This window comes from Streptomyces sp. NPDC044061 (assembly GCF_056434305.1).
In genome coordinates, this window is the sequence record NZ_JBWKFL010000006.1 from 354358 (window position 1) to 371259 (window position 16902).

Genomic DNA, 16902 nt, shown 5'->3' on the forward strand with positions numbered 1-16902 from the left:
CGCCTTGCCGTCACCGCACCAGGGGCCGGAGCTCCTCGGCCGCGAAGCGCACGAAGCCCTCCGGGTCGGGCTCGTCCGCGGTCGGCTGCAGCACGACGGTGTCGGCACCGGCCTCGGCCAGCCGCCGCACCGCCTCGGCCACCGCACCCGCGTCCCCCGCGACGCCGACCTCCGCCGACTCCAGCCCCTCGGCGACGAGTTCCGCGTGCAGCCGCTCGGCCGCGTCGGCCCCCGTCGCGGCGAGGAGATAGACGACGACCTTGTGCGGCTCGGTACGCCCTGCCTCGCGGCGCCCCTCGTCGATGAGCGCGCGGGCCCGCCGTACGCCGTCCGGTGAGGTGGAGGCCGTCAGGAGCGTCCCGTCGGCCTTGGCACCGGCGAGTCGGAGCGTACGGGGTCCGGTGGCGCCGGCGAACACGTCGACCGCCCCCTGAGGGGGCCAGTCGAGGCCGACGTCGTCCAGCTGGACGTACCGGCCACTCACTTTCAGCCGCTCCCCGCGCAACAGGGCGCGCAGGGCGTCCAGTTGCTCACCGAGGAGGGTGAGGGGCGAGGCGGCCCGCGCACCCACCTGTCCCATCCAGTCCTGCACACCATGTCCCACGGTCAGGACGGACCGGCCGGGGAACATGCGCTCCAGGGAGGCGGCCTCCATGGCGGTGACGGCGACGTTGCGCAGCGCCACGGGCAGCAGCCCGATCCCGACCCGCACCCGCTCCGTCCAGGCGAGAGCGGCCGCGGCCGTGGACACACCGCCCTCCAGGAAGCAGTCCTCCCACAACCACAGCTCCTCCAGCCCGACCTCGTCCGCGAGCCGGGCCACCGCGCGCAGGCGCTCGGGAGGGAGTTGGGGACGGAATACGACGCCGAGTCCAGTCATGGGACCTTCCTAACGGGCCCCAGCGGGCGGGACAACTCCTTTACGCGGGCGGTGCCCTTGGTACGGTCACCGCGGAGGTGGCGTGGGTATGGCGCATTGGCGGGACGGTCACGGGAGCTTGCTGATCCACCGGGACGACGGCGGGACCGGGACGGTCACCGTTCCGCTGGAGATCGCGACGTCGTACCGTGCGCGCACCAGGGGTCTGCTGGGCCGTGACTCGGTCGACGGGGCGCTCCTGCTCTCCCCCGCGAGCAGCGTGCACACCTTCGGCATGCGCATCCCCATCGATGTCGCCTACCTCGACCGCGGCCTCACCGTCCTGGCCGTACGCACGATGGAACCGGGCCGCCTGGGCCTGCCCCGGCTCCGTTCCCGGCATGTGCTGGAGGCGGCGGCGGGGGTCATGGCGGGATGGGGAGTGCGGCCCGGGGTGCGGGTGACCGTCGAACCCGGGTGAGTGTCAGTGGTGCCGTCCAGCATCCGGACATGCGAGCTTCAGGGACGTTCACGGTAGAGGAGTTCACCCCCGCGCCGGTGCGAGTGCCGGGGCCGGCGGTCGAGACGGCGGTGCCCGTCGGGGTGGCCACGATGCGGAAGCGGTACGAGGGGGAGATCGGCGGGGCGTCGGCGACGCTCTTCACCGCCGCGTACGACCAGGGCAGCGGGACCGGTGCGTATGTCGCCATGGAGTCCTTCGAGGGGTCCCTCCACGACCGGACCGGCACCTTCGACTTCGCCCACTCGGCCACGACCCTGGGGGAGGGCCGCGAGTCCGAGTTCTTCGTGATCGTGCCGGGCAGCGGGACGGGGGCGCCGGCCGGGATCCGAGGGGCCGGCGGCCTGGTGATCGACGCGGACGGCACCCATCGGATCCGGTTCGACTACGAGGTGGGTGAGTAGGCGGCTCACTGTTCGGTGCGCGGGAAGGAGACCTCGACCCGTCGGTTCTTCTTCCGGCCCGCCTCCGTGGAGTTGTCGGCGATCGGGTACTGCTCGCCGTAGCCGCGTACCTCGAAGGTGATGTCCGGGGAGTTCAGGTCCTGGTCGAGGACGGCCTGTACGGCGTTGGCACGCTGCCTGGACAGGACGTCGCCGTGGGCGGAGGAGCCGAGGTTGTCGGTGAAGCCGAAGACGCGGACCTGGGTCGCGTTCTGCTTCTTGATCTCCTCGGCGATCGTCGCGATGCGGGCCTTCGCCTCGTCGCCGAGCTTGGCGCTGTCCTTGCTGAACAGCACCTCGGCCTGCAGCGCGAACGTCACGTCCGCGTTGGTGTCCTCCCGGCGCTCGTCCCCGCTCTGGTCCTCGACGACCGACTTGATGTCCAGCACCTTGGGCTGCGCGAGAGTGGCGCCCTCGGGCAGCTTGAGGTCCGGATCGGTGGGGTCGACCTTGACGGGCGCACTGGCGGAGGGTTCCGTCCCCGGCGGTTCACTGGGTCCGGAGTCGTCGGCCCGGGCGAGGGTGAGGTTGGTGGCCGCGAGCAGGGCGGCGGCGGTGAGGGTGAGGGTGAGGCGGGGGTTGGTGGTCACTTCGGCCTCACCCGGAGATTTTGATGGTGGCCGTGGGGAAGCCGGGCAGCTGGAAGTTGACTTCGGATGTGGTGGTCGGGGGCGAGGGGAACTGCATGAAGACCGGCAACGACTCGCCAGCCTTGAGGGTCGGCAGACCTGTCGTGGTGAGTGGCCGTCCGTCCGTGTCGCGTAGGACGTAATAGCGCTTCTTCCCCTTGGAGTCGACCAGCGTGGCACCACCGAGTGAGCTGCCGTTCTTGATGATCTCCGTCTCGTTCCCACTGAGATTGGACGGAATGACCGCAGCACTCCCGCCGTCGTTCTTCAGGTTGCCGTTCACCGTGACGAAGCCGCCCGAGTCACGCGCGGCGGAGGTGATCTGAAGGAGCAGCCCGTTCGGTCCCTTCAGTTCCGCCAACGGCTGGTCGGATTGACCTTCTTGAGCACTCGGCTTGGACCCACCGCTCTTGGAAGCGGAGGCCGACTTCTCCGGCTTCTTGCTGTCGTCACCACCACCGCCACAGCCAGCTGCACCGCCGGCCAGGCAAGCCGCAACGACCAATGCGGCCATCCCCCTGCGGGCCTGCGCAGTGAACCGAATGCTCATCGCTCCGCTTCCTTCATCACTCGTCGTTCGCACATCAGTTGGCCAGGTGGACGTCGAAGAGGTCTTCGGGACCAGGAAGATCGGTGAGGTCATCCGGGCTCAGGTCCCAGTCCTTGCCGTCCCTGCAGGTGAGTCGCGGTAATACGTCGCCCCCACCCCCAATCGGCTGACAGAGGGGTTCGATCACGGCCTTGGCAACCGCCGAGGATTTGATGTTCTCCGTGCCGGGGACGACGGACTTTCCGACAGGCTTTTTGGTCTGGGCTTTCACCGTGAAGGTGAGCGGGTCCGGCGAGTCGCACTGCGCTTGCGCGTCGTTCTGCGCCGCCAGTTGATCAGCTCGCCAGCATGACGGTTCAAGCTCCACCCTGCCATGAAAAATTTCCAGCCACTTGGTCGGGTCCTTGAGGTCCTCGACCCACTTCCCAGCAAGTTGATCACGCCGGTCCTGAGCTGCGGCGAGAGCGGCGGCATCGGCTGCCGTCTGGGCGCCGCTCCGATTGACGGCTGCCTGGCCGACAGCGAGGTAGGCGAATGCAAGAAAGAGCAGACCCGCCACCACCGTGATGTAGATGGGGAAGGCCTGCCCTGCGTCACTGAAGCCAGGACGGCTCAGGTGATCTCGGCGATCTTTTCCTTGATCTTGTCGAGAATCGTCTGCCCGATATCCGTACCCGTAATGGCAAGGACGATCGCCACCACCACGGCGATGATCCCCAGGTACTCGACGGCGGTCTGCCCCTTGTCGTTGGTACGTCGCTGCAGCGCGACCACCAACCTCAGCATCAGGTCGCCCACGGTGCTCCCCTCCGGCTTCACTTCCGATCCTGGCAACGTAAGGCGAACCCGGGTGCTCCCCAAAGGGCCCCAGGACCCATTCCCGGGCCCAACGCCACCCCCGCCGGTCCATCTCACGCCACCCCCAACCACTTCGCGGCCGCCTGCGACCTGCTCGTGCTCTGGAGCTTGGCGAAGATGCGGTTGATGTGGTTCTTGACGGTCTTCTCGCTGATGAAGCAGGCGGCGGCGATCTGCTGGTTGGTCATGCCGGACGCGATGAGGTCCATGATCTCCGCCTCCCTGGTGCTCAGTTGGAACCGCGACCGCCACGACTGTCCCACATCAGATTGCAATTGCGAAAGCTTTTGGGATGGAACTTTGCCCAAATCGGCGCGAAGTTCGGCCCGGGCGTGTGCAGATGCACTCGACTCCACCTGGGGGAGTAACGCCTGCGCCGCCCGCGGCGTCATATGCGGCCGTCCCTCCCGGACGTCCCGTACCGCCCGCACCAGCTGCTCCGTCGTGAACTCCCCGTGCACCAGATAGCCCACCGCCCCCAGCCGCAACGCCTCCCGCACGGTCTCCGTCTCGTGGCTGTAGGTGAGCATCATGACGGGGGCCAGCCGCACCAGGTGGGGCAACGCCGAGATTCCGTCGACCCCCGGCATGCGGACGTCCAGGAGGATGACGTCGGGCCGGTGCCGCAGTGCCGCCTCGTACGCCTCGCGGCCGTCCGCCGCCTCCGCCACCACCGTGGTGTCCTCGCGGCCGGAGAGGAGGGCCGTGAGGCCCGCGCGGATGACGGGGTTGTCGTCGGCCACCACGAGGCGGATGGGAGCCGTGGCGGTCGGTGCCGGGAAGTCCCGGCCGGTGTCTCGGGATTGCTGCATCGGGTGCCTCCTCTCAGGTTTCCATGGCTGGGACGTCGGATCGCAGGGCGCGCAGCGGGACTTCCACTCTGACCTCCGTGCCCCGGTCGCGCTCGCCGCGGCCGATGCGGATGCGGGCCCCTGCCGTGGCGGCCCTTTCGACCATGCCCAGCAGACCGAAGTGACCGGAGTGACGCAGGCGTTCGAGGGTGGTGTCCGGCGGCAGGCCGTTGCCGTCGTCGTGGATCGTCAGGCGCAGCTGGTCGCCCTGGACTCCCGCGCTCAACTCAACCCGGGTCGCGCAGGCGTGCCGATAGGCGTTCTCCAGTGCCTCGGTGGCGATGGCCAGGAGGTGGCGGGCGAGGACGGGAGGGACGGGGGGAAGGCCGACCTCTGCCGGGGGGCGGAAGACGACGGGCACGTTGGTGCGTGCCGTGAAGACGTCGGCTCTGGCGGTCAGTTCGGCCCAGAGGTCCGCCGGCCGCGAAGGTGTCTCCTCCCGCCTCAGGTCCTCCAGCAGCTCCCGGGACTCCGCCGCCGCCCTGCGGGCCGAGCGGGACACCAGGTCGGCCTGTTGCCGGATGCGGTCCGGGTCGGGGTTCCCGGCGGCGGCCGTGCCGGCCAGGCCGTCGGCGGCGAGGGCGACGCCGTACAGGGTCTTGGCCACCGAGTCGTGCATCTCGCGGGCCAGACGCGCCCGTTCCGCGTGCACCGCCTCCGTCGCCGCCAGGCGGGCCTGGACCGCCGTCAGGGCCTGGGTGGCCGCGCCGAAGCGGAGCATCAGATTGCGCAGGGTCGAGCCCATGGCGCCGGCGACGACGCACAGGCCGGGCAGAAGGAGGGATTCGGCCACGCCCGTCTGCCGGTCCGGCTTCAGGGTGGTGTGCACCAGCAGCAGGATCAGGGACTGCAGGGAGGCGAAGCAGGCCGCGCCCCGCCAGCTGTAGACCAGGCCCGCCAGGAGCGGGGTGCAGACGCTGACGTAGGCGAGGGTGGTGTCCGGGCCCGCCGAGATCAGGAGCAGGGAGCCGAAGAGGGTGTCGGCCGCGAGGAGGCCGGGGTGGCGCAGGAGGAGGGGGCCGAAGCGCTCCCAGTCCCGGAAGAGGACGTAGGACACCATGAAGGTGACGACGACCGCCGCGCCGACCAGACGGACGCCCAGACCGGGGGCGGCGTTGAGCAGGGCGGCGGGAGCGGCCAGGACGATCATCGCCAGCCGGAAGCCGAAGACCTGGCGGCACATCGCCTGTAGGGCCCGTATCTGGATCTTCTCGGAAGGCGCCGGGAGCACACCCTCGGTCGCTTCCGCCGTCGTCGCGGCCGGCCGGGTCCGGCGGAGGCGGTCGAAGGGCGCGAGCCACCCCCTCGCCGTCTCCCGGAGGGACAGGCGCCTGTCCGGCCCCGTCGCGCCCATCGTCGTCATCCGCCGCTCACTTCCCCGTGAGCGAGCCGAAGTCCACGCCGGAGCCCAGCAGCAGGCCCGCGCCCAGCAGGAGCATCGTCGCCGGGACCATGAACGTGGTGATCATCAGCGTGGCCTTGGGCACCGCGCGGGCGGCCTTGCGGCGGGCGTTCTGGGCGTCCGTGCGGCGCATGTCCTTGGCCAGGGAGACGAGCGTGTCGACGATCGGGGCGCCCAGTTCCTCACCCTGCTGCAAGGCCGTCACGAACATCGCCACCTGCTCGGAGTCGTTGCGGCGGCGCAGTTCGGCGAAGGCCTGGCGGCGGCTCACGCCGAGGTCCATCTGGCGCAGGGTGATGCGCAGTTCGTCGGCCCAGGGTCCTTCGTAGCGCGAGGCGACCCGGTCCAGCGCCTGGCGGAAGCCGAGTCCGGCGCTGACCACCACCGCCAGCACGTCCAGGAAGTCCGGCAGGGTCCGCTCGATCACGTCCTTGCGGACGCGGATCGCCGACCAGATGCCGACCTCCGTCCAGAACGCCCCGAACAGCAGGAGCAGCAGCGCCACGAACCACTGGCCGCGGAGCAGGAAGACCAGGAATCCGACGCCGCCGAGGGCGCCGTACACCGCGCGGCGGGCGGCGTAGCGGTCGATGGTCAGACCGCCGGGGTTGCCCGCGAGGTCGATCCTGCGGCGGTACCTGGCCACCATGCGGGGACCCATCAGCCGCAGCACCGCGGGGGCGTACCGCATGCCCATGCGGTCGATCACCGAGTCCACCGCACCGGTGCGGGTGGCGCCGACCTCCAGGGCGACCGCCAGGTCACCGGGGAGCTTCGCGTCCGCGCGGTACATCCGGATGCCGGCGAAGACGCCCCAGACACCGAGGCCCATCAGCAGGGCGAGCAGGAATGCCATTCGTTCAGCCCCCTCACACGTCGATCCGGCTCATACGGCGGATGAGGACGAAACCGACGGCGTACATGGCGAACGCGATGATCACGCAGGCCTGGCCGACCGGTGAGCCGGTCATGCGCTCCAGGGCGCCGTCCTTGACCCCGTTCATCAGGAACAGGGCACCGATCCCGAGGACGGGGACGGCGTACGACGTCATCGTCACCTGGGAGAGCTGGGTGCGGATCTCGCGCCGGGTCTCCTTGCGTTCCTCCAGGGTCTCGGTCAGGTTGCGGAGCGCGCTGACCACCTGGCCGCCCGCCCGGTTGGAGAGGACCAGGGTGGTGACGAGTACGACCAGCTCGCGGGACGGGAGCCGGTCCGCGAGCTCACCCAGCGCGTCGTCCAGGGAGTGGCCGATCGCCAACTGGTCGGCGACCTTGGCCAGCTCCTCGCCCGCCGGCGCCTCCAGCTCCTCGGCGGCCATGCCGATCGCGGTGCGCAGGGCCAGGCCGGCCTGGGTGGCGTTGGCCAGGATGCGGGCCAGTTCGGGGAGTTGGTTGATGAAGCGCTCGATGCGTTTCTGCCGCTGCCAGTTGAGGAACTGCACCGCCGCCCAGACGCCGAGGAGTCCCGCGAGCGGGCCGAAGAAGGGGGCCAGGGTGGCCTGGCCGATCAGCCACAGCGCGGCGACGGTGGCGAGCATGTAGACGAAGAACTCGCCCGGGGTGACGTCCAGGCCCGTGGCGGCCAGTCTCAGCTCCAGCCTGCGGCCCAGTGCCGTACGGCGCAGACGGCGGTCGAGGTCGCGGAACCGGCGCCTGCGGCCCGCGGCCGGCAACTGGCCGGTGTGCGACAACCGCTCGACCAGCTCGGCCCGTTGCGCCCGGCCGGCCGCGTAGGCGTGCACACCGGCGACGGCCAGTACGCAGGTCAGCAGCGCGACACCGGTGGTGAGCCGGACGAGGGTGTGGAGTTCCATGGGGTGGCCTACCTGGCTTCTCGGGTGGCGAGCTGGTCCGCGGAGTGGGCGACGCCGAAGGCCTGCGGGGCGGACTGGCCCGCCATGTACAGACGGTCGGCGGTGCGTCGCGGGAGCGGGAAGTACTCGAAGGTGCCGTACACGCGGCCGTCCGGGGTCATGGGTCGTGCGTGGAACCGGGCGACGGTCGCCAGCCGGTACGGCTCCCCGCCGTGGCTGTCCAGCAGGGCGATCTCGGTGATGCGCCGGGCGCCGTCGGCGAACCGGGTGAGCTGGACGATGACGTCGACGGCGCTGTTGATCTGGTCGTGCAGGGCCACGAAGGGCACCTCGACGTCGGACATGGAGGCCAGGGTCTGCAGGCGGGTGAGGGCGTCCTCCGCGCTGTTGGCGTGGACGGTGGCCAGCGAGCCGTCGTGTCCCGTGGACATCGCCTGCAGCATGTCGAGGGACTCGCCGCCACGGACCTCGCCGACGACGATCCGGTCGGGCCGCATGCGCAGCGAGTTGCGGACCAGGTCGCGGATGGTGACCTGACCCTTGCCCTCGACGTTGGGCGGCCGCGACTCCAGCCGGACCACGTGGGTCTGCTGGAGCTGGAGTTCGGCGGAGTCCTCGATGGTGATGATGCGTTCGTGCGCGGGGATGAGCCCGGACAGCGCGTTGAGCAGGGTCGTCTTGCCGGTGCCGGTGGCCCCGGAGACGATGATGTTGAACTTCGCCTGCACCAGCCCCGCCAGCAGGAACACCATGTGCTCGTCGAGGGAGCCGAAGCCGATCAGCTCCTGCAGGGTGAAGGAGCGCGGGAAGCGCCGGATGGTGAGCGTGGGGCCGGTCAGCGACAGCGGCGGGATGATCACGTTGACCCGCTCGCCGGAGGGCAGGCGGGCGTCGACCATCGGGTTGGACTCGTCCACCCGGCGGTTGACCGTGGAGACGATCCGCTCGATGGTCTGCATCAACTGGTCGGCGGAGACGAAGCGGAGCGGCAGCTGCTCCACCCGGCCGCCGCGCTCGACGAAGATCGCGTCCGGCCCGTTCACCATGATCTCGGTGATGGACGCGTCCTCCAGGAGCGGCTCCAGGATGCCGAGTCCGAGTGCCTCGTCCACCACCCGGCGGATCAGCTGCGAGCGCTCCACCGTGGACAGCACCGGGCCCTCGCGGCTGATGATGTGCCCGAGCACCCGCTCCAGCCGCGCCCGGCGTTCGGCGGCGGCGAGCGAACTCATCTCCGCGAGGTCGATCTCCTCCAGCAGCTTGGCCCGGTAGGAGGCGACCAGATGCCCGTCCTCGCCCCGGCTGCCGTGCTCCTCGGGAGTGCTGATGCGTGCCCGCAGGCTCATGGGTTCGCTTCTCCTCGGTCAGTGGTCGAGGGGCATGGTGGCGATCTTCCGGGCGGGGCCGAAGTGCCAGCCGGGGACGATCCGCGGAATGTCCACGGTGGCGGTGACGGTGACCGTGTCGCGGCCCGGCGCCTCGGTGCACCTCACCGTCAGCCCCCCGCTGACGGCCTGCGCGCACGCCTGCTGAGCGCTCTGTTCCAGCGAGGCGGCCCGCGCCCCCGCCCGAGCCGCCGTACCGGCCTGCTCGGCCGCGTAGGCGACCGCCCCGATCTGGAAGCCGGCCAGCCCGACGATCAGCAGGATCGGCACGAACCCCAGGTACTCGATGGCGACTTGCCCGCGATCACGTCCCCTTCGGCACAGCATCTCAGTCCTTCACCTCCTCCACGGCACCGGCGTGGCCGTGCACCGTGACGGGAAAGTCGATCGAGCCGGGAAAGAGGACGGGGACCTTGAGGGCCACGTCAGCGGTCACGTAGCCGGTCCCGTCGCACCGCTCCACCCGGGCACCCCCTCGCCACGCTCCCGACAAGTGCTTCAGTGCGGCCTGCTCGCACACGGCGAAGCGCTCCCCCCGGGGCGCCGCCGTCCCCGCGCGTACGCCCTCGTCCGCAGCATTCCCCGCGAGCGTGTAGGCGTACCCCACGAGCACGCACTGCCACATCAGCACCAGGGTCAGGACGATCAGCGGGGTCATCCCGAGGAACTCGATACTGACCTGCCCCCGGTCGTCCCTTCGCGGGTGTCTCATCGGCCCTCACTCCTTCCGCCGCCGGAAGCCGACCGAGCCGCGGCCCCCGCCCCGGTGCGACCCCTCGGCCGTCCTGGCGAGCCCCAGCTCCCCGGCGAGGGCCCACAGCGCCTGCTTCACCGTGCTCCTGCTGTCGAGCTCGTGCAGCCGTCCGGCGTCCACGACCGCCTGGAGTTCCTTGAAGTTGGCGGGGACGGCCGTGCGTGCCAGCGCCGTACCGGTGATGCGTTGCACCAGCGCGGGCTGGATCTCCGTACTGCGCGTATGGCGGTTGACGACCACCGTCGTCTCCTCGGCCTTGCGGATCTGCAGCCGGTCCCACATGCGTACGGTCCGTTTGGCGGCGCGGACGGCGACCACGTCCGGGGTGGCCACCAGCACGGCGGTGTCGGCCATCTCCACCGCGGCCGCGCCGGCGCCGCTGAGCTGGGCGCCGCAGTCGACCACCACCACCTCGTAGCGGGAGCGCAGGGCGCTGATGATCTGCCGGGCGGCGCGGTCGGTGACCTCTTCGCCGCGTTCGCCCTCGCCGGGGGCGAGGAGCAGGGCGAGGCCGGTGTCGTGGCGGAAGACGGCGTCGGCCAGGACGCGCGGGGAGATGTCGGTGATGGCGGCCAGGTCCACGACGGAGCGGCGGAACTGGACGTCCAGGTAGGAGGCGATGTCACCGGCCTGGAGGTCCAGGTCGAGCAGGGCGGTGGCCCGGCCGGAGGCCTGGGCGGCGAGGGCGAGCTGGATCGCGGCCAGGGTGGCGCCGACGCCTCCCTTGGCGCCGCTGACCGTGACGACCGTGCCGCCGGCCCCGCCGAACACGTCGGCGCCGTGTCCGAGGTGGCGCCGTACGCCGGTGGACCACTGGGCGACCGCCTGGACGCGGCTGGCCAGTTCCTCGTACGACAGCGGGAGCGCGACCAGGCCGCGGGCGCCGGAGTCCATGGCCGCGGCGAACAGGCCGGGGCTCGCGTCGGTGGTGACGAGGATGACGCCGACGGCCGGGAAGCGCAGGGCGACCTCGCGGATCAGCTCCAGGGCCGGGACCGGGCCGATCCGCTCATGGACGACGACCACTTCGGGCAGTTCGTCCACCGACTCGGCGGCGAGCCGGGCGAGCGTGTCGACCAGCTGGGTGGAGTCACCTACGGGCGGCTGCGGTTCGGCGTCGGGGAGCTGGCTGAGCAGCGTGGTGAGGGAGCGGACTGCGTCCGGGTCCGCACCGGCCGGGAGGATCCTGGTGGGCATGCGGGCCGCCTCTCACTTGTCCGTCGCGAGTTCGTAGGTGCGGTCCTTGTCCGGGACGCCGGTCGCGCCGCCCGGGGCCACCAGGGCGAGCCGGACGCGCTGGGCGAAGGACTCGGCATAGGTGATGCGCTGGGCGTCGAGGGTGGAGAGCGCGAAGGTGATCGGGACGGCCTCGCTGGGCTGCTGCTGGTTCTTGCTGTTGTCGGGGTCGAGGGCGGTGATCCGGCCGACGTCGAGGACCCGGGCGCCGGTGACGATGATCTTCGACTGGTCGGGGTCGCCTTCCTTCTTTCCCTCGAAGGTGGCATAGACGTTGACGCGCGAGCCGGGCGTGATCTTGCCCGCGACTCCGGTCGCCGCGTCGATCATGATGGCGACCTCCTGCTGACCCGGCTGGAGGGCGGGCTGGTCGACGATCATGTCGCTCTGGAGCAGGGAGCCGGCGCGCAGGGTGGTCACGGCGATCTTGCCCTGGATCTGCCGCAGGTCGGTGACGGCGTTGCCGGACAGCCACCGTTCGGGCATCTCGATCTTCTCGAACTGGCCGGTGTTCAGCGCGGTGTACGGCTTCACGTCGGACTTGACCCGGTAGGCGGCGACCTCGGGGCCGACCTTGGAGTTCACGTCGTGGACGACGGAGAGCACGCCGGCGAACGCGCCGAGAGCGCACAGGGCCGACAGGATCAGGATTATCACGCCTCGGCGCTGACGGGAGTTCATGAACCGTGCAACCTCATTGGGGGAATCGGTCGAGCGGGATGTGGGTCTTGGTGCGGGTCAGGCGGACGTTCGCTGTTCCAGGGCGCGGGGGGCCTGCGGCTCGTACACGGGCGGGGTGGCGGAGCAGAAGACGCAGAGGTCGCCGATGACGTCGAGGCCGCACCAGTGGCAGCTGGACTGACGTACCGAGGTGACCAGTTGGTACAGGACCGACAGATCGGCGAGGTAGCTGCAGAACTCGATGACGCGGCCGGTCCCCCACCACCGTGGGGACTCGGCGGGCAGCGGGGTCTCGCGCAGCCCGTGCGCGGTCCACTCCTTGGCGAGGCCCGCGATCCAGTCGGTCTGCAACTGCCCCCTGGCGACGAGCATCCAGGTGCTGAACTCGGGTCCCTTGAGCGTGGCGCCGGGGGCTACCTTGACGAGCTGCGGCTCGGGGTGGGCGACGACGGCGAACTGACTGCCCGGCACCCATGACTTGGCGTGCGCCTTGAGCCCGACCGGCACCCGGTCCAGTCTGGCGACCGAGCCGAGTACGGCGCCGGCGTGGATGTAGTGGGTGAGCAGCCTGCCCGCGGAGGCGAGCACGCCGGGGCTCAGATCGCAGGAGGCGAGCTGCCGCAGCTGCCGGGCGAGGACGGCGATGCCGAGCGGGGGCAGTTCGGGCCGGAAGAGGGCGATCCGGTCGCTCTCCAGCAACGACCGCAGGGTGTACAGCCGTCGTACGACGGGTTCCGGGGTGGCCCGTGAGCACACGACGACGACGTACCCGTACTGCTCGGTCAGGGCGTGGAGTTCGGTCAGGGCATGCTCCAACGGCCGCTGGTCGAGGCCGCGCAGCACGACGGCGGGCACGGTCCGTTCGTCCTGCACCGGCAGTGCCATGTCGGCACTGGTCACGGCAATGGCAGTTGGCACGCGCAGCTCCCCGCTCTTCACACCCTTCGGCCCACCGGTGTAACTCCAATGCGCCAGGACGACTTCATTGCGTGACTACCTGAGCACTGTATCCACGCCCCAATGACCGGAGAACAGCGTTTGTGCAGCCCGTGTGGAACTCCATGGGCGCAAGTCCCGCCAAAACCGGACAGGTTGAGCGTCGGAACGGAGATGGTTTTGGTCTGGACCTCTTGACAGCGAGATTGGTCTGGACCAACTTGTACGCCAGCGGTGGCCACCGTCCCTCACCCCTCTCCCCGCCGACTCCCCCACCGGAGGCCCCAGTGGACCGCGCATCAGGCATACCCAGACCACGCAGACGACGGATCGCCACGTGGTCCGCCGCCACCGCCCTCGCCCTGTCGGTCGCGGGCCTCGCCGCCACCCCCGCGTCGGCGGCCGACGTCAACAACGCCAGGAACGCGGGCTTCGAGTCGGGCCTGGCCAACTGGACCTGTACGGCCGGCAGCGGCACGACGGTCTCCTCCCCGGTCCACTCCGGCTCCTCGGCGCTGAAGGCGACACCGGCCGGCCAGGACAACGCCCAGTGCACCCAGTCGGTGGCCGTGAAGCCCAACTCCACGTACACGCTGAGCGCGTGGGTGCAGGGCGGCTACTCCTACCTGGGCGTGACGGGCACGGGAACGACGGACGTCTCGACGTGGACGCCGGACACCACGTCCTGGAAGCAGCTCTCGACGACGTTCACGACGGGCGCGTCGACGACGTCGGTCACGGTGTACACCCACGGCTGGTACGGCCAGGCGGCCTACTACGCCGACGACGTCTCGGTCTACGGCCCCGACGGCGGCGGTGGCGGCGACCCGGCCCCCACGGTCCCGTCCGCGCCGACCGGCCTGGCGGTCTCCGGCACGACCTCCTCCTCGGTCTCCCTCTCCTGGTCCGCGGTCTCGGGGGCCACGGGCTACAACGTCTACCGCAACGGCACGAAGGTGACGGCGGTGACGGGCACGTCGGCGACGGTGACCGGCCTGTCGGCGTCGACGTCGCACTCCTTCCAGGTCACCGCGACCAACTCGGCGGGTGAGTCGGCGAAGTCGGCGACCGTGACGGGCACGACGACCGCGACCGGCGGAGGCGGTGGTGGCGGCGCCCTCCCCAAGCACGCGGTGACGGGCTACTGGCAGAACTTCAACAACGGCGCGACGGTCCAGAAGATCTCGGACGTCCCCTCCGCGTACGACATCATCGCGGTGGCCTTCGCGGACGCGACCTCGACGCCGGGCGCGGTGTCCTTCAACCTGGACTCGGCCGGCCTCGGCGGCTACACGGTCGACCAGTTCAAGGCGGACATCAAGGCCAAGCAGGCGGCGGGCAAGAAGGTCATCGTCTCGATCGGCGGCCAGAACGGCACGGTGTCGATCAGCGACTCCACGTCGGCGACGAACTTCGCGAACTCGGTCTACTCCCTGATGCAGACGTACGGCTTCGACGGCGTCGACATCGACCTGGAGAACGGCCTCAACGCGACGTACATGACGCAGGCACTGCGCTCCCTGTCGTCGAAGGCGGGCTCATCTCTCGTCATCACGATGGCCCCGCAGACGATCGACATGCAGTCGACGTCGAACTCCTACTTCCAGACGGCCCTGAACATCAAGGACATCCTCACGGTCGTCAACATGCAGTACTACAACAGCGGTTCCATGCTGGGCTGCGACGGCAAGGTGTACAGCCAGGGCTCGGTGGACTTTCTCACCGCGCTGGCCTGCATCCAGCTGGAGGGCGGCCTCTCCCCGTCCCAGGTCGGCCTCGGCCTCCCGGCGTCCACCAGCGGCGCGGGCAGCGGCTACGTCTCCCCCACAGTGGTCAACAACGCCCTGGACTGCCTGAGCAAGGGCACGGGCTGCGGCACCTTCAAGCCCTCCAAGACCTACCCCGACCTGCGGGGCGCGATGACCTGGTCGACGAACTGGGACGCGTCCTCGGGCAACGCGTGGTCGAACTCCGTCGGAGCGCATGTCCACGCGATGCCGTGAGCCGACCCTCTCTCTGCGAGGACGCCCGGGCCCTGGTAGGGGGTCCGGGCGTCCTCGTCCTGCTCTTCCGTAGGGTGAAGGAATCAGCACTGCCACCGCAGCAGTCACGTGACGTCATCCACCAGTTGGCCAAGGAGCTGTGAGGACCGGCATGACCACCTCCACCGCATGGAAGAAGTCGTCCTTCTCTGGCGGAGGCGAGGGCAACGACTGCGTCGAAATAGCGGACCTCGACACCCACATGTCCGTCCGCGACTCCAAAGCCCCGGCCCGAGCCACCCTCACTTTCCCCGCCACGGCCTTCGTCCCCTTCGTCGAAGCCCTGAAGGAGACCCGCTCCCTCACGGTCGACTGATGCCTCCCCGCCTGGGAGAAACCCTGGCCGCCATGGGGGCGTACGAAGCCCCCGGCGCCTACGACGCCTTCCTCGGCGCGCTCGGCGGCTCACCGGCCCGCTTCCCCGTGCTGATCCGGCGCGCCGAGGTCGCCCTGGACGTCTCGGATCTCGACCCGGACCAGTTGAGAGACGCCTTTCGCGGTGCCGTCGAGGATGTCGGGCAGGACGTCTGGGCGGCCTGGCCGGCCGAGTGCAAGGCGGTACGCGTCCCCTATCGCGCCGTACTCGAACGGCTCGACGACCTCTGGTACCCGAGCCAGGACGACCTGGTGATCATCGACGGCGACGAGCGGGTCGTCGTACTGGACCACGAGGAGCGGCTCTTCCTCACCCGGGCCGACGCGAGGTTGTGGATCCACTCCGTGGAGCAGCGGGACGCGGCGGCCGCCACGTGCATCGTCCGGTGCGTGGGCGGTGTCGTGCGCGTCGGGCAGCGGTTCGCCATTGGTCCGGACGGCGGCACGAGCGGGGACACGCCGCCGGAGGGCGCGCCTTCCGTCACCCTCACGAGGATTCTCGAGTACGAGCGGCCGGTGGACTTCGTGCATCCGCCCCACAGCGCCAAGGCCCGCCTGACGGGCAACGGCGTGGCCCTGCTGGAGAAGGGCGCCGTCATCACCGCCGTCGCGGACTCCCCGACGGCCCGCTGAGGCCCCGTTGGCTGTTACACACTTTCGGGCGAGGGCCCGAGTGCCGTCAGGCGGCATACAGCCATGATCAGGCCCCAAGTCCAGCATTCAGTGCGTAAATGGACATTGCATCCATCAGTCACGGATATATCCATGATTCGTAACAGCGATCGTGTTTTCGTGATCAGGCACCGCCGGCGGCAGCAAGGTGTGTGCGTGCGGCCGACCGGCCGCATGCACACCGCACCCCCTGCCCGCAGCCCCGGGCCGCGATCAGCGGGGTGTGCACAGCCCTTGCAAAGGGGGACTTCGTGTCCGCTTCCGTTTCTGTAACCGCTCGCCGTGTCGCTGCCGCCGCCGTTGCGGCCGCCGCCGTCGTGGGCGCGGCGGCACTGCCGGCCTCGGCGGCCGACCACGATCACGGCCGCTCGTACCGCTCGCAGGTGGTCATCGGCGGCGTGCAGCACCTGTCGGCCCGCTACGACCGCTCCCTGAACAAGGAGTGGGTGGAGATCTCCAACCAGAGCCGTCGGGACGTGAACCTGAGCGGGTGGACGCTGTCGGACGAGGGCGGCCACACCTACACCTTCCGGCACTACCGGCTGGCGGGCCACGCGACCGTTCGCGTTCACACCGGCATCGGCCGGGACAGCAGGAACGACCTGTACCAGGACCGGCGCAGGTCCGTGTGGGACAGCCGCGACACCGCCACCCTGCGCAACGAGCACGGCCGTCTCGTCGACTCCACCTCGTGGGGCTACGGCCACCGTGGCCACCGCGACGGCGGATGGCACGGTGGTCACCGCTGACCCACACCTCGCGCCGGTGAGCACTGACCGGCACAGCAGTCCGTAGCCGGCAGCGGGGGGGGGGGGGGGGGGGGGGGGGGGGGGGGGGGGGGGGGGGGGGGGGGGGGGGGGGGGGGGGGGGGGGGGGGGGGGGGGGGGGGGGGGGG

At 70.4% G+C, this 16902-nt stretch carries 21 protein-coding genes; 6 read left to right on the plus strand and 15 right to left on the minus strand.

Going from position 1 to position 16902, the window contains the following annotated elements:
• Positions 1-10: 10 nt before the first annotated feature.
• On the minus strand, positions 11-880 hold the full coding sequence (locus AC07CM_RS12970) for an LLM class flavin-dependent oxidoreductase (RefSeq protein ID WP_478876419.1): 870 nt from the start codon (positions 878-880) through the stop codon (positions 11-13).
• Positions 881-968: 88 nt separating this feature from the next.
• Here AC07CM_RS12970 and AC07CM_RS12975 point away from each other — a divergent pair, with 88 nt between their 5' ends.
• On the plus strand, positions 969-1340 hold the full coding sequence (locus tag AC07CM_RS12975; protein WP_478876444.1) for a DUF192 domain-containing protein: 372 nt from the start codon (positions 969-971) through the stop codon (positions 1338-1340).
• A 29-nt stretch (positions 1341-1369) separates the two neighbouring features.
• Entirely contained in the window at positions 1370-1783 is a 414-nt protein-coding gene (locus AC07CM_RS12980; RefSeq protein ID WP_478876420.1) for a DUF3224 domain-containing protein, read from the plus strand.
• Between the two features lie 5 nt (positions 1784-1788).
• Here AC07CM_RS12980 and AC07CM_RS12985 read toward each other — a convergent pair whose 3' ends face one another.
• The 14 genes from AC07CM_RS12985 to AC07CM_RS13050 all read right to left on the minus strand — a co-directional run bounded on the left by AC07CM_RS12985 (position 1789) and on the right by AC07CM_RS13050 (position 12921).
• Positions 1789-2412, minus strand: coding sequence for an OmpA family protein (locus tag AC07CM_RS12985; protein WP_478876421.1), 624 nt, complete (start codon positions 2410-2412; stop codon positions 1789-1791).
• A 7-nt stretch (positions 2413-2419) separates the two neighbouring features.
• A complete protein-coding gene (locus AC07CM_RS12990) occupies positions 2420-3001 on the minus strand; it encodes a hypothetical protein (protein WP_478876422.1) in 582 nt (193 codons plus the stop codon).
• 34 nt (positions 3002-3035) lie between these two features.
• Positions 3036-3617 carry a pilus assembly protein TadG-related protein gene (locus AC07CM_RS12995; RefSeq protein WP_478876445.1) on the minus strand — a complete coding sequence of 194 codons (582 nt, stop codon included), beginning with the start codon at positions 3615-3617 and terminating at the stop codon, positions 3036-3038.
• A complete protein-coding gene (locus AC07CM_RS13000) occupies positions 3614-3799 on the minus strand; it encodes a hypothetical protein (RefSeq protein WP_478876447.1) in 186 nt (61 codons plus the stop codon). The genes AC07CM_RS12995 and AC07CM_RS13000 overlap by 4 nt, the downstream gene beginning before the upstream one ends.
• A gap of 113 nt (positions 3800-3912) precedes the next feature.
• Positions 3913-4671: a response regulator gene (locus AC07CM_RS13005; RefSeq protein WP_478876423.1), complete on the minus strand. Its 759-nt coding sequence runs from the start codon at positions 4669-4671 to the stop codon at positions 3913-3915.
• A 13-nt stretch (positions 4672-4684) separates the two neighbouring features.
• Complete coding sequence (locus tag AC07CM_RS13010; RefSeq protein ID WP_478876446.1) at positions 4685-6064, minus strand: sensor histidine kinase; 1380 nt, start codon at positions 6062-6064, stop codon at positions 4685-4687.
• Between the two features lie 16 nt (positions 6065-6080).
• On the minus strand, positions 6081-6968 hold the full coding sequence (locus tag AC07CM_RS13015; RefSeq protein ID WP_478876424.1) for a DUF5936 domain-containing protein: 888 nt from the start codon (positions 6966-6968) through the stop codon (positions 6081-6083).
• Between the two features lie 13 nt (positions 6969-6981).
• Positions 6982-7926: a type II secretion system F family protein gene (locus AC07CM_RS13020; RefSeq protein WP_478876425.1), complete on the minus strand. Its 945-nt coding sequence runs from the start codon at positions 7924-7926 to the stop codon at positions 6982-6984.
• A gap of 8 nt (positions 7927-7934) precedes the next feature.
• Entirely contained in the window at positions 7935-9272 is a 1338-nt protein-coding gene (locus tag AC07CM_RS13025; protein ID WP_478876426.1) for a CpaF family protein, read from the minus strand.
• A gap of 18 nt (positions 9273-9290) precedes the next feature.
• On the minus strand, positions 9291-9638 hold the full coding sequence (locus tag AC07CM_RS13030; protein ID WP_478876427.1) for a TadE/TadG family type IV pilus assembly protein: 348 nt from the start codon (positions 9636-9638) through the stop codon (positions 9291-9293).
• Position 9639: 1 nt separating this feature from the next.
• A complete protein-coding gene (locus tag AC07CM_RS13035; RefSeq protein WP_478876428.1) occupies positions 9640-10023 on the minus strand; it encodes a TadE/TadG family type IV pilus assembly protein in 384 nt (127 codons plus the stop codon).
• 6 nt (positions 10024-10029) lie between these two features.
• A complete protein-coding gene (locus AC07CM_RS13040; protein WP_478876429.1) occupies positions 10030-11262 on the minus strand; it encodes a CpaE/TadZ family protein in 1233 nt (410 codons plus the stop codon).
• Positions 11263-11274: 12 nt separating this feature from the next.
• Complete coding sequence (gene cpaB, locus AC07CM_RS13045; RefSeq protein ID WP_478876430.1) at positions 11275-11982, minus strand: Flp pilus assembly protein CpaB; 708 nt, start codon at positions 11980-11982, stop codon at positions 11275-11277.
• Positions 11983-12039: 57 nt separating this feature from the next.
• Positions 12040-12921, minus strand: a complete 882-nt coding sequence (locus AC07CM_RS13050) for a hypothetical protein (protein WP_478876431.1) — start codon at positions 12919-12921, stop codon at positions 12040-12042.
• A 284-nt stretch (positions 12922-13205) separates the two neighbouring features.
• Here AC07CM_RS13050 and AC07CM_RS13055 point away from each other — a divergent pair, with 284 nt between their 5' ends.
• The 4 genes from AC07CM_RS13055 to AC07CM_RS13070 all read left to right on the plus strand — a co-directional run bounded on the left by AC07CM_RS13055 (position 13206) and on the right by AC07CM_RS13070 (position 16756).
• The gene (locus tag AC07CM_RS13055) at positions 13206-14921 is read left to right on the plus strand and encodes a chitinase (RefSeq protein WP_478876432.1); all 1716 of its coding nucleotides are present in this window, start codon (positions 13206-13208) and stop codon (positions 14919-14921) included.
• 151 nt (positions 14922-15072) lie between these two features.
• Positions 15073-15276 carry a DUF397 domain-containing protein gene (locus AC07CM_RS13060; RefSeq protein ID WP_478876433.1) on the plus strand — a complete coding sequence of 68 codons (204 nt, stop codon included), beginning with the start codon at positions 15073-15075 and terminating at the stop codon, positions 15274-15276.
• On the plus strand, positions 15276-15968 hold the full coding sequence (locus tag AC07CM_RS13065; protein WP_478876434.1) for a hypothetical protein: 693 nt from the start codon (positions 15276-15278) through the stop codon (positions 15966-15968). The genes AC07CM_RS13060 and AC07CM_RS13065 overlap by 1 nt, the downstream gene beginning before the upstream one ends.
• Positions 15969-16258: 290 nt before the next feature.
• Positions 16259-16756 carry a lamin tail domain-containing protein gene (locus tag AC07CM_RS13070; RefSeq protein WP_478876435.1) on the plus strand — a complete coding sequence of 166 codons (498 nt, stop codon included), beginning with the start codon at positions 16259-16261 and terminating at the stop codon, positions 16754-16756.
• The last annotated feature ends 146 nt before the right edge of the window (positions 16757-16902 follow it).

Bases quoted from the DNA above. Each gene is read 5' to 3' on its own strand.
- AC07CM_RS12970 (WP_478876419.1), bottom strand. From the start codon at position 880: ATGACTGGACTCGGCGTCGTATTCCGTCCCCAACTCCCTCCCGAGCGC.
- AC07CM_RS12975 (WP_478876444.1), top strand. From the start codon at position 969: ATGGCGCATTGGCGGGACGGTCACGGGAGCTTGCTGATCCACCGGGAC.
- AC07CM_RS12980 (WP_478876420.1), top strand. From the start codon at position 1,370: ATGCGAGCTTCAGGGACGTTCACGGTAGAGGAGTTCACCCCCGCGCCG.
- AC07CM_RS12990 (WP_478876422.1), bottom strand. From the start codon at position 3,001: ATGAGCATTCGGTTCACTGCGCAGGCCCGCAGGGGGATGGCCGCATTG.
- AC07CM_RS13005 (WP_478876423.1), bottom strand. From the start codon at position 4,671: ATGCAGCAATCCCGAGACACCGGCCGGGACTTCCCGGCACCGACCGCC.
- AC07CM_RS13010 (WP_478876446.1), bottom strand. From the start codon at position 6,064: ATGGGCGCGACGGGGCCGGACAGGCGCCTGTCCCTCCGGGAGACGGCG.
- AC07CM_RS13015 (WP_478876424.1), bottom strand. From the start codon at position 6,968: ATGGCATTCCTGCTCGCCCTGCTGATGGGCCTCGGTGTCTGGGGCGTC.
- AC07CM_RS13020 (WP_478876425.1), bottom strand. From the start codon at position 7,926: ATGGAACTCCACACCCTCGTCCGGCTCACCACCGGTGTCGCGCTGCTG.
- AC07CM_RS13025 (WP_478876426.1), bottom strand. From the start codon at position 9,272: ATGAGCCTGCGGGCACGCATCAGCACTCCCGAGGAGCACGGCAGCCGG.
- AC07CM_RS13030 (WP_478876427.1), bottom strand. From the start codon at position 9,638: ATGCTGTGCCGAAGGGGACGTGATCGCGGGCAAGTCGCCATCGAGTAC.
- AC07CM_RS13035 (WP_478876428.1), bottom strand. From the start codon at position 10,023: ATGAGACACCCGCGAAGGGACGACCGGGGGCAGGTCAGTATCGAGTTC.
- AC07CM_RS13040 (WP_478876429.1), bottom strand. From the start codon at position 11,262: ATGCCCACCAGGATCCTCCCGGCCGGTGCGGACCCGGACGCAGTCCGC.
- cpaB (WP_478876430.1), bottom strand. From the start codon at position 11,982: ATGAACTCCCGTCAGCGCCGAGGCGTGATAATCCTGATCCTGTCGGCC.
- AC07CM_RS13060 (WP_478876433.1), top strand. From the start codon at position 15,073: ATGACCACCTCCACCGCATGGAAGAAGTCGTCCTTCTCTGGCGGAGGC.
- AC07CM_RS13065 (WP_478876434.1), top strand. From the start codon at position 15,276: ATGCCTCCCCGCCTGGGAGAAACCCTGGCCGCCATGGGGGCGTACGAA.